The 14,767-nt window shown below is 38.2% G+C and carries 11 protein-coding genes; 1 reads left to right on the top strand and 10 read right to left on the bottom strand.

The features are described 5' to 3' along the window. Nucleotides 1-52: 52 nt before the first annotated feature. The 5 genes from TEPIRE1_RS01520 to TEPIRE1_RS01500 form a co-directional block, all read right to left on the bottom strand. Nucleotides 53-685, bottom strand: a complete 633-nt coding sequence (locus TEPIRE1_RS01520; RefSeq protein ID WP_013777430.1) for a cyclodeaminase/cyclohydrolase family protein — start codon at nucleotides 683-685, stop codon at nucleotides 53-55. A 151-nt stretch (nucleotides 686-836) separates the two neighbouring features. Next, nucleotides 837-2,522 carry a formate--tetrahydrofolate ligase gene (locus TEPIRE1_RS01515; RefSeq protein WP_013777429.1) on the bottom strand — a complete coding sequence of 562 codons (1,686 nt, stop codon included), beginning with the start codon at nucleotides 2,520-2,522 and terminating at the stop codon, nucleotides 837-839. Between the two features lie 63 nt (nucleotides 2,523-2,585). Beyond that, nucleotides 2,586-3,392 carry a methyltetrahydrofolate cobalamin methyltransferase gene (locus TEPIRE1_RS01510; protein ID WP_013777428.1) on the bottom strand — a complete coding sequence of 269 codons (807 nt, stop codon included), beginning with the start codon at nucleotides 3,390-3,392 and terminating at the stop codon, nucleotides 2,586-2,588. A 489-nt stretch (nucleotides 3,393-3,881) separates the two neighbouring features. Further along, on the bottom strand, nucleotides 3,882-5,105 hold the full coding sequence (locus TEPIRE1_RS01505) for a uroporphyrinogen decarboxylase family protein (protein WP_231848307.1): 1,224 nt from the start codon (nucleotides 5,103-5,105) through the stop codon (nucleotides 3,882-3,884). Between the two features lie 5 nt (nucleotides 5,106-5,110). Then, nucleotides 5,111-5,743 (bottom strand): cobalamin B12-binding domain-containing protein, encoded by a 633-nt coding sequence (locus TEPIRE1_RS01500; protein WP_013777418.1) that lies wholly within the window; start codon nucleotides 5,741-5,743, stop codon nucleotides 5,111-5,113. A gap of 375 nt (nucleotides 5,744-6,118) precedes the next feature. Between TEPIRE1_RS01500 and TEPIRE1_RS01495 the strand changes: the two genes are divergently transcribed. After that, the gene (locus TEPIRE1_RS01495) at nucleotides 6,119-7,948 is read left to right on the top strand and encodes an ASKHA domain-containing protein (protein WP_013777426.1); all 1,830 of its coding nucleotides are present in this window, start codon (nucleotides 6,119-6,121) and stop codon (nucleotides 7,946-7,948) included. A 113-nt stretch (nucleotides 7,949-8,061) separates the two neighbouring features. Here the strand turns inward: TEPIRE1_RS01495 and TEPIRE1_RS01490 are convergent, their stop codons facing one another. From TEPIRE1_RS01490 to TEPIRE1_RS01470, 5 genes are all read right to left on the bottom strand, one after another. Next, nucleotides 8,062-9,420, bottom strand: a complete 1,359-nt coding sequence (locus TEPIRE1_RS01490) for a uroporphyrinogen decarboxylase/cobalamine-independent methonine synthase family protein (RefSeq protein ID WP_013777425.1) — start codon at nucleotides 9,418-9,420, stop codon at nucleotides 8,062-8,064. A 183-nt stretch (nucleotides 9,421-9,603) separates the two neighbouring features. Next, entirely contained in the window at nucleotides 9,604-10,977 is a 1,374-nt protein-coding gene (locus TEPIRE1_RS01485) for a uroporphyrinogen decarboxylase family protein (RefSeq protein WP_013777424.1), read from the bottom strand. Between the two features lie 113 nt (nucleotides 10,978-11,090). Then, nucleotides 11,091-12,458: an MFS transporter gene (locus tag TEPIRE1_RS01480; RefSeq protein WP_013777423.1), complete on the bottom strand. Its 1,368-nt coding sequence runs from the start codon at nucleotides 12,456-12,458 to the stop codon at nucleotides 11,091-11,093. A 259-nt stretch (nucleotides 12,459-12,717) separates the two neighbouring features. Beyond that, the gene (locus tag TEPIRE1_RS01475; protein WP_013777422.1) at nucleotides 12,718-14,082 is read right to left on the bottom strand and encodes a uroporphyrinogen decarboxylase family protein; all 1,365 of its coding nucleotides are present in this window, start codon (nucleotides 14,080-14,082) and stop codon (nucleotides 12,718-12,720) included. Further along, entirely contained in the window at nucleotides 14,083-14,721 is a 639-nt protein-coding gene (locus tag TEPIRE1_RS01470) for a cobalamin B12-binding domain-containing protein (protein ID WP_013777421.1), read from the bottom strand. Between the last annotated feature and the right edge of the window lie 46 nt (nucleotides 14,722-14,767).

Below are 14,767 nucleotides of genomic sequence, written 5' to 3'. Positions count from 1 at the left end.
CTTATTTCTGATGCAAGCCGCCTGTTCCCGATATCGGCTTAATATTTTGCATTTAACGGCTTAATATCTGCTCTACTTTTTCGTATACCTTATCGGCAAGATTTACACCTTCTTTAACCAAAGGCATTACTTCCTTTTTTATTCTGTCAACATAGACACTATCTTTAATAGAATTGATATTTATAACAATATTTAACTGGCCACTTATTATGGCAGCTCTCAAGCACTGTACACCTACGCCTACATCACTTATAGCAAGCCTTGAACCTTTATCCACCAATTCGGCATGCAGCTTAATTGCGTCATAGCATGCTTTTACTATTTTTATTGGAACTTCGCAAGCTTGTTTTAATGCCTTTTCCAGGGTTTCTTCCTTAAGTTTACGCTCTTGTTCCGTACCTTTTGGCATACCATAGGCCTTGGAAAGAGGGAGAAAGTTTTCTGCATCTTCATCAATCATCTGCATAAGAGAATTTTGCAGCTCCTGGGCTTTTTTTAGAATGTCTTGTATATCATCCTCAAACTGTGCATACTTTTTCTTTCCTGTAGTTAAATTACATACCATGCTGCTTAGAGCTACTCCTATAGCTCCCACTAATGCAGCAGCTCCTCCGCCTCCGGGTACTGGGTTTTTTGACGCCAATTCATTTACAAATTCATTACAAGTTTTATCGGCTAACTTCACCGGCATCACTCTCCAAAATATATATTAAATGTAATTTTTAAAGCAGGGGTATAAGATTATGCCATAGAATGAATTTTAATTCAGACCCTGTAAAAACCGGGTAAACAGCAGCATCCTATACCGCCCTGATTGTTTTTTCAGTAAAAAAATATTAGAATAGCCCTGAAATAACACCCTTTTCATCCACATCAATTTTTTCTGCTGCAGGTACCTTAGGCAAGCCCGGCATCTTCATAATATCGCCTGTAACAGCCACTATAAATCCGGCTCCAGCCGATACTGAAACATCCCTTACGGTAATATTGAATCCTGACGGCCTACCTAATTTTTTAGGATCGTCAGTCAGTGAGTACTGGGTTTTTGCTATACAAACCGGCATTTTACCAAAACCGAGTTTTTCAAGATTCGCAATTTCCTTTAATGCCTTATCTGTAAACATCACATCATCTGCACCATATATTTTTTGCGAGATTGCACGTATTTTTTCTTCTATTGGCATATCTAGCTCATAAACATACGCCAACCCCTTATTACTTGCCTTATTGTCTTCTGTTAGCCTTATTAATTCTTCCGCAAGGGCTATTCCGCCTTCCCCGCCTTTTGCCCATACTTCAGATAATGCTACATTCACCCCAAGCTCATTACATCTGTCTTCAACCAGTTTCAATTCGGCTTCGGTGTCCTGAGGAAATCTGTTTATTGCTACAACAGCAGGAAGTTTGAATACTTGTGTGATGTTTTCTACATGTTTTAATAGATTCGGAATACCCTTGGCTAGTGCATTCAAGTCTTCCTTCTCCAAGTCAGCCTTTGCCAAACCTCCATTGTATTTGAGGGCTCTAACCGTTGCAACTATAATCACCGCATCAGGTTTTAGCCCAGCCAATCGGCATTTTATATCTATAAATTTCTCAGCACCTAAATCCGCGCCGAAGCCGGCCTCCGTTACCACATAATCAGCAAGATGCATTGCCATTTTAGTTGCAATTACCGAGTTACATCCGTGTGCTATATTTGCAAAGGGACCACCATGCACGAAAGCAGGAGTACCTTCTAATGTTTGTACCAGATTGGGTTTTAAAGCATCTTTGAGTAGAGCCGCCATGGCACCTTGTGCTTTTAAATCTCCCGCAGTAACGGGCTTACCCTCCCGATCATATGCTACAACAATCTTCGCCAGCCGTTCTTTCAAATCCATAATATCGTTAGCAAGACAGAAAATAGCCATTACTTCCGAAGCAACAGTAATATCAAAGCCGTCCTCTCTTGGCACCCCATTGGCTTTTCCTCCAAGACCATCAATGACAAATCTTAATTGCCTATCATTTATATCAACAGCACGTCTCCAAACAACACGCCTAGTGTCGATATTTAATTGATTCCCCTGGAAAATATGATTATCCACCATGGCGGCTAATAGATTGTTGGCAGCCGTAATAGCGTGAATATCCCCGGTAAAGTGCAGGTTTATATCTTCCATAGGAACAACCTGTGCATATCCGCCCCCGGCCGCACCACCTTTAATTCCAAAAACAGGACCCAATGACGGCTCACGTAATGCAACAATAGTCTTTTTCCCAAGTCTTGTAAGTGCATCCGCAGCACCGATTGTGGTTGTAGTTTTGCCTTCCCCTGCAGGTGTAGGAGTAATGGCAGTTGTTAAAATTAACTTTGCTTTTTTACCATTACAATTATTTAGTAAATTATAGTCGACCTTTGCTTTATATTTGCCGTACAAATCAATATCGTCTTCGGTAAGACCTAGCTTTGCCGCAATCTCTCTGATATCTTGGAGTTTCACTGATTGAGCAATCTCAATGTCGGATTTAAAAGTCATTAGAATTGCCTCCTTGGTTTTTTTAAGATTTTTATAAAGATTAAATGAATTTAAATTACATTTTTAATCCTTTTTAGGTCCTATTTTGCCTTTTCGATATGCATTTGTAAACTTTCGGCAATATCTATCGCGCCCCAGCAAGGCTTCGGTGGCCAATAGGGTTGCCATCATATCCCTATTGCAAGGATCCATAATGGCCGAATCCATGCCTGCGTATATTGCCAAAGTTAAAAAAGTTTGATTAATAACTCTCCTTAAAGGCATGCCAAAGGAAATATTGCTCAATCCTGAAGTAATTTTGATGTTATTATATTTTGCTTTAATTATCTTCATCGTTTCAATAAACTTAATCAAGGATTGGTTATCTGTGGCAAGGGCTATAACTAGTGGGTCTATGTGGATTCTGTCTGGCGTAATTCCGTACTTTTCAGCTCTTTCAACTAATGCTTCTGTTATGTCGATCCTAGTCTTTACATCCGAGGGAATCCCTTTATTGTCACAAGTCAGTGCAATGACTTGCCAATCCGTTCCCTGGATTAGCGGATAAATCACTTCGCATTTATCACCTTCCAACGACACCGAATTTATTATCCCCGGCTTTCGGGCATATCCAAATACAGTTTCGATAGTCCTGGGGTTTGGACTGTCAATGCATAACGGCTTATCCGTAGCATCTTGCACTATGCTCATCAACCACTTCAACGTTTCGACTTCGATTTCCGGAGTGGTACCCGCACACACATCAATATAGTCGGCACCAGCATCCGCCTGCCTGACAGCAAGATCATGAATAATTTTCTCGTCTTTTTCCTCTATGGCTTTTTTTACGCTGGGAATTGTCCCGTTAATCTTTTCCCCAATAATAATCATTTTTTAGAAGGCACCTCAGCTTTCGTAAATTTTAGTTTTGTTAATTAAAACAAAAGTTTGTTTACATCTAAATAATATGAAACTATTTTATTGCGAAAACCTTTTTTGCTAAACTTATGGCCAATACGGCATGTCGCATTTATTAAGGCCAGGAAGGATATACTGATTTTTTAGGTCGGAATCGGCTTTCTGCAGCGGAATCATGGATGAATAAACATAAAAAGCCTTAAAATTTTTTCATAATTTATGTATAACAAATTTATGTGAAAATTATGTTTGTATATACATGTATATCTTCTTAGTGTGTCTGTATAATATCATTTTTTTAATTATTTGTCAATGTAGATTTGTTGTTACTTTTCTTATATTTTATTATTTTGTGTTGATTTTGTTTTTAGTCTTAAAATTAGTCCTATACAAATATCACTTGACTTTTATTCTAAATTTTATTGGGCACCGATATGTTTATCAGTGCCCAATTTTTGCAAGCTAACCGTACTTTTCTACTGCTTCAATTACCGCAGTTATATTTTCCGGCGGTGTTTCAGCAGGAGCAGCTCCCACACCCGGTGCAAGTATAAATCCTCCGCCGGGTTTTACTTGTTCCAACAGATTCTTAATGTATTCATCTATCTGCTCCGGATTACCGCTAACTATTAGGCTTATAGGTATACCGCCCATGACACATGTATGATCCTTTAAGACCTCTTTTGCTTTAATGACATCAGTTTTCTCAAAGTATGCCACACCCCAGCCTCTGGGCAATTCCAATATAGTTTCCAAATGTTGTTCATGATGACCTTCAAAAAATACTATCGATTTAATACCTTCCTCATAAAGTCTTAAAATGATTGATTTTAAAGTTGGCCAATAAAACTCATTATAAAGCTTAGGAGATAAATATTCATTCAAATGCAGCGGGAACATCGCATACTTGGCTCCCATTTGCTTGGAGGTTAATGCATAATTTGTAACAGGTTCCAGCAGTGCTTCCGTAGCTTTTTTAACCTTATCCGGATATCTGTGAATATCTAATACCACAGTTCCGACTCCCCTTAAAAAATCGCCTATAATATCTAACGGCGCATATCCCCATCCCATTGGAAAGTCAGGATATCCGAGTTTGGCTGAAATTTCAGCTAGTTTACCCATGGTAGAAGCGCTTCCGGCAACTTCCATGCCGACTCTCACAAAAGTAGCCATAGCCTGACGCGGGGTTTCTAAATTACGGCATACTCTTGGAAGTATAGTTTCCGCAACAAACTTTACAGGATTTTCAATTAGTTTGTCATATTCGTCCGGTTCCATAAATGTTCCGCCTACAAACTGGGGAGTAGCGTTTACATCAATCTCTCTACCCGGAAATCTGGTATATTTATCGCCCCAAATATCATGCAGAGGTCCTGTTATAAACGTAACAGCAGGTGATATATCGGGATGTTCTGCAAATGCTATACTAAATACTCGCCCGTCTAACCCTGCAAGTCCAGCCATTGATGTATCAAAAGGAAAATCTTTTAAGAATTTTTCAATTGCTTTTAGGGATTTTTCAGGATCATAAGCCAAATCATATTGCGTAAAGCCTGAATAACTTGCAACAATCTCCCCGCCGATTCCCCAACATGGAACCCTAGCCGGCTCTTCGAGATTTATAGCCGCCTCTATACGGTCAAGGCGCTCCTTAGCAAGCTCCTGTGCACTCTTTGTAGTCATTTCCATCACCCCTCTACTCCTAATAGTTCCCTACAAAGCCTTACTCCCTTTGCCGCATCATCTGCCCAGGCATCTGCGCCTGAGAACTGTTTTACTTCTTCGTCTACTCGGCCTCCACCTATTATTATCTTTATGCCATCTCTTAGTCCGGCCTCTTTTAATGCTTCTACGGTATTTTTCATTGAGCTTATGCCTGCTGTTATTAAGCAAGACATGCCAACTATATCCGGCTTATGTTCTTTTACTGCTTCTACAAAATTCTCTTCAGGTACGTCAACACCTATATCGACTACTTCGAATCCTGCCGCTTCTACAAATGCTTTAAAGATATCTTTGCCTATGTTGTGTATATCCCCTTTTACAGTTCCAAGTACCATTTTCCCAAGCTTTTGGGCATCTCCTTCTTTAATTAAGGGTACTGTAAATTCCATAATGTTTCCAAATATCTCTCCCCCGAGAATCAGCTCGGAAAGAAAATACTCACCTTTTTCGAATTTATCTCCTATGACAGCCATTGCATCTCTACATACTTCAAGCAGTTTTTGAGCATCTCCGCCACTGTCCAAATACTCTTTAGCAAGTTTAATCGATCCTTCTTCGTCCATGTCTACTATTTTGTCGAAAAGTTCTTCAAGCATCAATCTTCCTCCTTTTGTAAACTATTTTTTTAATAGTCGGAAAATACGAGGCCGAAACTTCGTCCACCTCCCTATCGATTTTTATATGCTTATATATACATGTTTCTAAAACCAGTATATACGAGCCCGGTTGAATTGTCAACACATTGAGAATTTTTAATTTAATTTTTAATACTAGATATTTGACAATGTTTAATCTTTTATTAACAGTTTTATATAGATACAGCAATGAGGTTTTTTACGATGAAAAAACACCGGATAAAAAATAGTAGTTTGTAAGACAATTATATAGTATAATAGCTAATATACATAATTAACTGATTTTATGTAAAATATATAAATTTTATGAATCTGAGTTTTAAAAGGAGGGTCAGTATGAGTCAAAAAGTAAAAATTTTTTTTCCGCTTCAGCAAAAACAGGTTTTTATTGAAAAAGGCGCGACTGTTGCTACAGCTTGTGCGAGCGCCGGCTTTCCTCTGGACCTTGTTTGCGGCGGCAAGGGGAAATGCGGCAAGTGCAGTGTTGAAATTGAACGAAACGGGCTAAGGGAAACGACATTAGCATGTCAGGAGAAAGTTTACTCTGAATTAAAGGTATTCTTAAGAGAAAATCAAATCAAAAAAACAATAAAGGTACTCACTGAGAATACCTCTAGCGAGTGCGTCTTTAATCCTTCGTTAAAAAAAGTTTATATAGATAAAAAAAGTCTGGATATGCCTATTGGATTTGGAATTTGGGAAAGCATTATACAGCATTTAGATTTTAAGGTTGAAACACCAAGCCTTTCTCTTGCACAAAGGCTGGCTTTCCTTCAAAATAATGAAGATGTTCATGGAATGACTCTCATTTTTTACAATGAGCAGTTGATTGCAATAGAAAAAGACAACACCGTCGACAAATTGTACGGTTTTGCCATAGACATAGGCACAACCACAGTTGCTGCTTATTTATATAATCTCGCAAACGGCGAAAGGATTGGTGTTTACTCAGCTTTAAACGGTCAGATTGCAGAAGGTGCCGACATAATTACCAGAATTGTCGCATGTATCAACAGACCTGATGGTCTTAATGTACTTCAGAATGAAATAATTGAAACTATTAATTCATTATTAAGGGAAGCCGTAACGGAACAAAAAATTGACAAACAACATATTTATGCTATGGCTTTATGCGGCAACAGCGCCATGCAGCACTTGTTCCTGGGTTTATACCCCGAAAGCCTCGGAAAAGCACCTTTTGTTAGTGTCGTAAAAAGCGATATGACTGTTAAAGCAGAACAGCTTGGTTTAGATATGAATACTGAGGGTATAGTTCATTTTCTTCCTTTAATTGGTGGATTTGTGGGTGCTGATACTACGGCTGTACTTCTTTCACTGCTTGAACTCGGTAAAGATTGTGACGAAAAAAGATTGATTATTGACTTGGGAACCAATGGAGAAATTGTTGTGGGCAATAGAAGTAAAATGCTTGCCGCATCCACTGCTGCCGGCCCCGCTCTCGAAGGCGCAGGTATAAAATTTGGCATGAGAGGCACAAACGGTGCTATTGAAAGAGTAAACCTTTGTAATGGTAAAATTGAATTAAAGATAATTATGGATGAAAAGCCGCAGGGTATATGCGGTTCCGGGTTAATAGACGTTATCGCCGAGATGTTAAAAGTTGGTATAATCAATGAGAACGGAAGGTTACTAAAAAGAGAGGAATACCTTGCCAAATGTCTGCCGCTTTACCGAGGTTTAGCAGATTATCTGACAGAAGTAGATGGAATATCTGTTTTTATTTTGGTGCCTGCGGAAAAGACGCAGCATGGTAAAGATATTTATATCTCTCAAAAGGATATACGTGCTGTCCAGTTAGCCAAAGGTGCAATTTATACCGGCTGCATGCTACTACTCAAAGAATACGGTATAAGCGGGAAAGAATTAAAAGAAATCCTCATTGCAGGCGCCTTCGGCAATTATATTGATGTTAAGAAAGGGCAGTATATCGGACTTTTGCCTTCCTTTGAAGGTGTTCCTGTCCGTTCCATCGGCAATGCTGCAGGTGCCGGGGTTCAGAGGTTTTTGTTATCCCGAGAAATCCAGAATCAAACTGCAGATTTGATAAAGAACATAAGTCATATAGAACTCGCCTTAAATCCGGACTTCCGAGATGAATATTTTAAAAATGTAAATTTCCCTAAACACAAGCCGGAAGACTGTTAACACTTGTTAAATCAATATAGTCATTTTGATTTTAAAACCAAAGCCCCCAACCCTGTAATTTGATTGGTAAGACTTATCAAAGGTTTGGGAGGTTTGGGAGCTTTGGTTTTCAGTTAAAAAAACATAAACAGCATTTCTTCGTATACTTGAAGTTTCTCAGCGATTATAGATTCTAGTTCAGGATTAATCTCCGGGTGTTTTGCTTTATATTCATCCCACGTTTTATAATACTTCGACCTGAATGGCCTTATTTCTCCAACATCTATAAACTTTCTACCTGCATTTCCGTCACTGGCAGCAGCAGCTCCCGCATTATTGTAGTAGGAGTTCTCAGCCATGTAGCGGGTTACTGCAGTATAGTTTTCTATATTCGCGCTATCAATTGAAATCAAACTCTTGTCAAAGTCAAAGTAATATCTACCTCCCGGCGCCATAATATCTAATAATTCTTTTGCCTTGTCTATACATTGCTGTTTTGTTCCCGTTTTGAGATATGTCATTGGATATAAACCCGCGACAACATGCCTTTTACCGAGTTTTTCTTTTACTACTTTTGGATCACCAAATTCAAATGCCATCCATGTATTTTCAGGAAGCTCATAGAGATGATCAAGATATCTCATCCAATCGTGATCACAGAACATAAAAACTGTTTGACCTCGATCCGCAAATGCTTGGATTGTCCGTGAAAATGTAGGCCAATATATTTTTTCAAAATCACTTGTTCTTAAAAAAGGAGCCATATGAAGTGGCATAAAAGTCTGGCCATATTTCGAAGGCATTGGCGGTGTTCCCATCTTTAAGATTAAAGGCATCAGTGCTTCACAAGCTTCTGCAACTTTTTCAGGATACCTTCTCATGTCCATTATTATTCCCTTAAAACCTCTTAGATAATCAGCAATAAAATCTAAGGGGGAAAGAGCCATTCCTGCCGATTCTAGTGGAATTTTATAAAACCCGTACTTTTCGATTAACTTAGCATCTATTTGTGCATAGACATCCGTATAATCAAAAAACGCCTTAACTGCCTTTGCATACACAATAGAACGAGTTACCGGATCAGTATCTAATTCTTTATTCATTCTCGGCAAAGCTTTTTCCATTATGAATTCATGAGGGTTTTTTATAAATTCATCATACTCATCAGCCTCCATAACCGATACTTCAGGATGTTGGATGAATCCTTTAGAACCCATAACATTAGTTCTTGAGCCAAGTATCTGATACGGTGCTGGAGGTCTTGCCGGTCCTAAAGGATATAGATCAGAACCCGTTATTTGGCAAGCCTTATCCATTGCTTCTTCAATATTTTCCAGTGTCCATTGAGTTTTTGCCAACGGCAGGCCTGAATACTGGATGCAAAATTCAATTCCTATATTACCACCTACAGGTACCCTTTCGGGAATTTTCCCGTCAGAAAGGTCATGAAATAATTGTGCCCTTTTACGCTGCACATCTTTAATATTTGCCATGCATATTTCCTCCTCTCTTATAAAAACTTGCTTCTTAAAGTATTCGGTAAAGCTAAATAATTACCAAAATATGAAGCAAGTTGATTAAATTGCAATATATTTATTATTATGTATTACATCTGTAAAGTGCGTACTTGCAAAGTACTCTGGTAATCATGTTTATTAAAGTTTTTATAAAATCAGTTAAAAAACCCCACCTAAAGAAGGCACCACCATGCTGGTATATTTATCATACGCTGCACGCATTAGCGGTTCAGCTCTGTCATCTGCCGGTGGGTAATCTTCGATAAATTCATCAAAGGAAACGATATATTTTGATTTAAATTCAGGATAAGTATGTGAGAATTTTACAATCGAATCTTCTCTCTTAGCAGTTGTAACAGGTTGACCTGCATTGGTATATTTAGAGTTATCTAGCACGTATTCCATAACAGCCACATAATTTTCCGGATTTATATCGGATAATCTTAATGCTTGTTTATCAAACCCAAATATATAATTCCCGCCTGGAGCTAATATATCGATTAGCTCTTTTGCTTTGTCAATACACTGCTGTTTAGTTCCCGTTTTTAACAAAGATACAGGGTAAAAACCACTGAGCACCATCTTTTTCCCAAGTTTGTCTTTAAACTTTTGCGGGTCACCGTATTCCATGAGAAGACGTGTCCCCTGCGGCAGTTCCTGCAGATACTCAATATAGCGAGTCCAGTCATCCTCACAAAAAATGGACATGGACTGCCCTCTTTCCGCACAAATATGACAGAGCTTATAAAATGTCGGCCAGTAAAATTTTTCAAAATCCTTTCGGTTTAAAAATGTTGCCATATGGGTCATGATCATATTGGCACCCAATATTGAAGTCTTAGGAGTTCTGCCAAGCCAAATAGCATATGGAACCAATGCTTCCAGTGCTTCAAGCACTTTTTCCGGATAGCGCTTGATATCTAAAACTATCTTAGTAAAGCCTCGGCTAAAGTCAGCCAAAAAATCAAATGGAATTAGTTGAAGTCCTACTGTTCCCGGAGGCGCTATAAAAAAACCATATTTCTCGGCTAACATGTTATTAGCCACGTCAAATACTCGCTGATGTTCCATTTGAGCGAGAACGGCACTTGCAAAGATAACACTACGTGAAATTGGATCTGTGTCTAATGCAGGGTTTAACCTGGGCGCAATTTTTTCCACCATAAAATCAAAAGGATTACGGATAAACTCATCATATTCTTCCGGTTCAAAACCGGAAACCTCAGGGTGTTGAAAAAATCCAGTCTTACTCATCACAAATGCCTTTGACTTTTGAAACATAAGTGAAATCGGATTTCTAACCCAAGCCAATGAGAAGCTGTCACCACGTACTAGTTCCATTGCCTTTTCGCCGATTTCTTCCAGTATCTCAGTTGTGTATTGATATTGTGTTGTTAGAAAGTCTTTACCTGCATATTCTATTAAATATTCAGCACTCAAACCATCGTGTACCGGAAATCTATCCGGAATAATACCAGAGTATACATCTTTGTATAACTGGGTGCGATACTCTTTTAATTGTTGTGCATTCATGAAAAAACCTCCCATATTAATATTTGTCAGATTTCTAAAATGGTTTTATCAGAAAAACTTACACAACCGTTAAATTTGTAATGGTCTATTTATTGTGTAATAATTATAAATTCTTAATTTTCTTCGTTTAATTTTATTGATTCTACCACTTTTTCATCAGTAAGCTTATAAAATAAAGCAAACAGCAATGCAGATACTATTGCACATATTATTGGTATTAATGTAGTTAAATTAACTATACCATTCACAAGCTCAGCAGTCACTTCCGCTGTAGGATCGTAACCGATTAAGGCAAGGCCGTAACCTACAACTGCTCCGCTTAGTGCAACGCCTATTTTTATAGGCATTGAAAACATTGACATTATAAATGCCCTTCCGTCTTTTCCTGTTTTCCATCTTCCATATTCAACCGTATCAGAATAAAGCGCAGGGCCAATAGACATTCCACTTGCACCTAAAAGAGCACCTAAGCTCACAAGTGCAATAAATATCGCAGGATCCCTGCCACCGGTCAGACGTAATATTATATAAGCTATCCCATTAATCGATGTCGAAAATATAAATGTTGGCTTTTTACCAAGCTTTTTTACGATAACCGGAGCTATTAAGCTGCCTGCAAAGCTTGATAAAGACATAAAGAAAAGGTGAACTGAAATCATGTCTAGGTTTCCTATAACATATTTGTAGTAATATGATAGTAAGGCCGATATTGCAAACATGCTCATTGAGGTCATACTATTTACAAAAAGCAGTGTCAATAACTGACTGTTCATATATATTTGCTCAAACATTTCTTTGACCGATAGACTTGTTCTGCCCTTTCCAGTATTTTCATTAGGAGTATATACATCGTATCCTTCGCTAATACGGAAAAGATTCCAGTAGCCTAATACTTGGATTACGGCAAATATTGTTACGGTTATGAGAAAACCTCTTCCTTCATCACCCATTCCAAAAAATCTTACAAGTGGCATACATGTAAGGGCGAATGCTATATTTGAAGCAGTTTGAAATTGTATTTTTCTCTGGGAAAGTTTCATCTGATCTTCCGGGGTTCTGGCCAGGATTCCCATCATACCCATATGAGCATTGTAAGCTAGGTTTACGCAAACATGTGCTATCACGTAGCATGTGCCAAGGAAGATTGCCTTGATTGCAGGATCGAAACTGGGATTTGTGAACATTAAGATGAAAAATATGCAAGTAAACGGAGGTGCAACTAAAATCCATGACCGAAACTGACCCCACTTAAGTTGTGCAGATTGAATAATTCCTCCTGTAATCGGAACGGAAATCATATCGCAAATTCGAGCAATTAACAATATGGTCCCCATTGTTGCAGCACTTATCATAGCAATGTCCGTGAGAAAGTAAGCATAATACGATACTGCTACCATCATCATCAGATTGAAAGTAAAGTCTACCAGCCCATAGCTATTTATAAGCTTGGAGGTTACTTTCTTAGGTTCTACCGCTATCATTTAATACCCTCCCCAAATTTAAATATTATGATAAAACACCACTAAACCGGGTCTGAAAAATATAAACATATGGTAGTTAAATGATTGCAGCTGAAAAAATAAGAGAAGTGGAATACTAATAACCCGCATAATAGCCGTAGGCATATTATTTCGGATCCAGCTGAGTGCATTAGTTGTTCCACTTCTTCCAACAGATTAATTATGAAATTTGCTCCATACTATGGAACTCCAAACTGTAAAATAATCTTAGCCAATTATTTTACAGTAAAAGATACATCAAGTATTGAAATAGTGCCTCTTCAAAGCCTTGCAGCTTTGTCTTTGCAAAATCAGATACTTCAGGATTCAACGCCTTATACTGTTCCCAGGTTTTATAGTATTTGCTTTCAATCTTTCTTGAAGACTCCACTTTATAATCCTCTTTATTAAATTCCATACCTGCAACTTCGCCCGGATTGCTATAAACACCATAATCTCTCACGGTCTCGGCCACTGCGCACAATGATTCTAAATTAATATCATCCAATAATAGAGGGTTTTTGTCAAAACCAAATACGTATTTACCACCGGGTGCAAGTATATCAATATATTTTCTTAATTCATCCACACATTCTTTGGCAGTCTTTGTTTTAAGATTCATGATAGGATATAGCCCGGTTATTATATGCTTTTTGCCAAGTTTATCTTTAATAAGTTTGGGATCGCCGTATTCGAACATTAAAACAGTATCTGTAGGCAGCTCATATAGGTAATCCAGATACCGCATCCAGTCATCCTCACAGAATAAATTGCAATGGACTCCTATAGATGCATATTCGTCAACCATACGTTTAAATGTTGGCCAGAAAAGTTTTTCAAAATCTTTTTCTCTCATGAATGTAGGCATATGCAATGGTATAAATACAGGAGCATATTTTGACGGGTTTGATGGAAGGCCTTTTTTAAATGCTATGGGATACAGAGCTTCACATGCTTCTGCTACTTTTTCGGGCATCCTTCTTATATCCATGCTAATACCTCTAAAACCTCTCAATTGATCGGCCAAAAAGTCAAAGGGTGCTTCCGTAAAGCCGCCACCGGATAATGATCCTGGATAGTATCCATATTTTTCGGTAAGTTTTCCAATGAGCATTCCTATCTGCATAAAATCATTGTTATATGCTAGCATGCTTTTTGTCAGACTAATCGCACTATTTATCGGATCATTGTTATAATCAAGTGCTTTATATTGTCTCGGAAGAACTCTTTCCATTATACAATCATAAGGTTTCTCAATAAGATAATCATAATCTTCCGGAAGCATACCTGTTACTTCAGGATGTTGGATAAATCCGTTTAAAGCCATAACAAAAGATTGAGATTTTAGTATCTGATAAAAAGAAGGGAGCCTAAAAGTCCCCATAAAAACACATGTATCAGAATATACGGTTTGGCATATCTTATCAGCGGATTCTTCAAGTTTTTCAAGATTCCACTGAGCTTCAACTAAGTCTATCTTGCCATACTGTGCTATTACTTCAAGAGGTAGAGATACATTAACCGGAACTCTTTTAGGAATTTTATTGTCGAATATATCTTGGTAGATATTTATCCTTTCCTGTTGTAATTTTTTTACATCACTCAATTAGCTCACCCACCTTTGGCATATCTTTACTCCCTCAGCAGCATTAGTTGTCCAAGCATCGGCACCCACATGTTCGCAAACTTCTTTGGTTACAGGATTGCCGCCGATTATTATTTTAACCGTATCTCTTAGACCAGCTTCTTTGAGACCGTCTACCGTTTCCTTCATTGCCTCAAGAGCTAATGTCAAAACTCCGCTCATACCTACTATATCAGGCTTTACTTCTTTTACCTTTTCAACAAAAGCTTCCACCGGCTGGTCAATTCCCAAATCATACACTTCAAAGCCTGCGGCTTCTGCCATGCTGCGAAATATGTTTTTACCAATATCATGCAAGTCACCATGGACTGTTCCGAGCACTATAGTTCCAATTTTTTGCTCACCTGCACTTCCAATTATAGGTTTAAGCTTCTCAATAGCTTGACTCAATAGCTCTCCGGCAAAGATAAGATCGCCAACAAAGTATTCACCGGCTTCAAATCTGTCTCCTACAATGTTCATGCCACTTTGGCATGCTGCAATAGCCTTTTGAGCCTCTTCTTCTGTTGGGTCTGATGCAATAAATTCTTCTAAAATCTGTAATACCTGCTCCTCATCCAGCTCCCCTACGGCTTCAGTAAGGTTTTTCCAATCAGTCATGTTAAAACCTCCTAATATAGTATGTATTTGTATATACAAGTTATGC

The organism is Tepidanaerobacter acetatoxydans Re1 (assembly GCF_000328765.2).
GTDB classification, from domain to species: domain Bacteria; phylum Bacillota; class Thermosediminibacteria; order Thermosediminibacterales; family Tepidanaerobacteraceae; genus Tepidanaerobacter; species Tepidanaerobacter acetatoxydans.
Note: the sequence above shows the minus strand (reverse complement) of the source record. Positions and strands in the feature narration are given on the sequence as shown.

Coding starts and splice junctions, on each gene's coding strand:
- TEPIRE1_RS01490 (WP_013777425.1), bottom strand. CDS start 9,420: ATGGCAAATATTAAAGATGTGCAGCGTAAAAGGGCACAATTATTTCAT.
- TEPIRE1_RS01510 (WP_013777428.1), bottom strand. CDS start 3,392: ATGATTATTATTGGGGAAAAGATTAACGGGACAATTCCCAGCGTAAAA.
- TEPIRE1_RS01480 (WP_013777423.1), bottom strand. CDS start 12,458: ATGATAGCGGTAGAACCTAAGAAAGTAACCTCCAAGCTTATAAATAGC.
- TEPIRE1_RS01470 (WP_013777421.1), bottom strand. CDS start 14,721: ATGACTGATTGGAAAAACCTTACTGAAGCCGTAGGGGAGCTGGATGAG.
- TEPIRE1_RS01505 (WP_231848307.1), bottom strand. CDS start 5,105: ATGACTACAAAGAGTGCACAGGAGCTTGCTAAGGAGCGCCTTGACCGT.
- TEPIRE1_RS01485 (WP_013777424.1), bottom strand. CDS start 10,977: ATGAATGCACAACAATTAAAAGAGTATCGCACCCAGTTATACAAAGAT.
- TEPIRE1_RS01515 (WP_013777429.1), bottom strand. CDS start 2,522: ATGACTTTTAAATCCGACATTGAGATTGCTCAATCAGTGAAACTCCAA.
- TEPIRE1_RS01495 (WP_013777426.1), top strand. CDS start 6,119: ATGAGTCAAAAAGTAAAAATTTTTTTTCCGCTTCAGCAAAAACAGGTT.
- TEPIRE1_RS01500 (WP_013777418.1), bottom strand. CDS start 5,743: ATGCTTGAAGAACTTTTCGACAAAATAGTAGACATGGACGAAGAAGGA.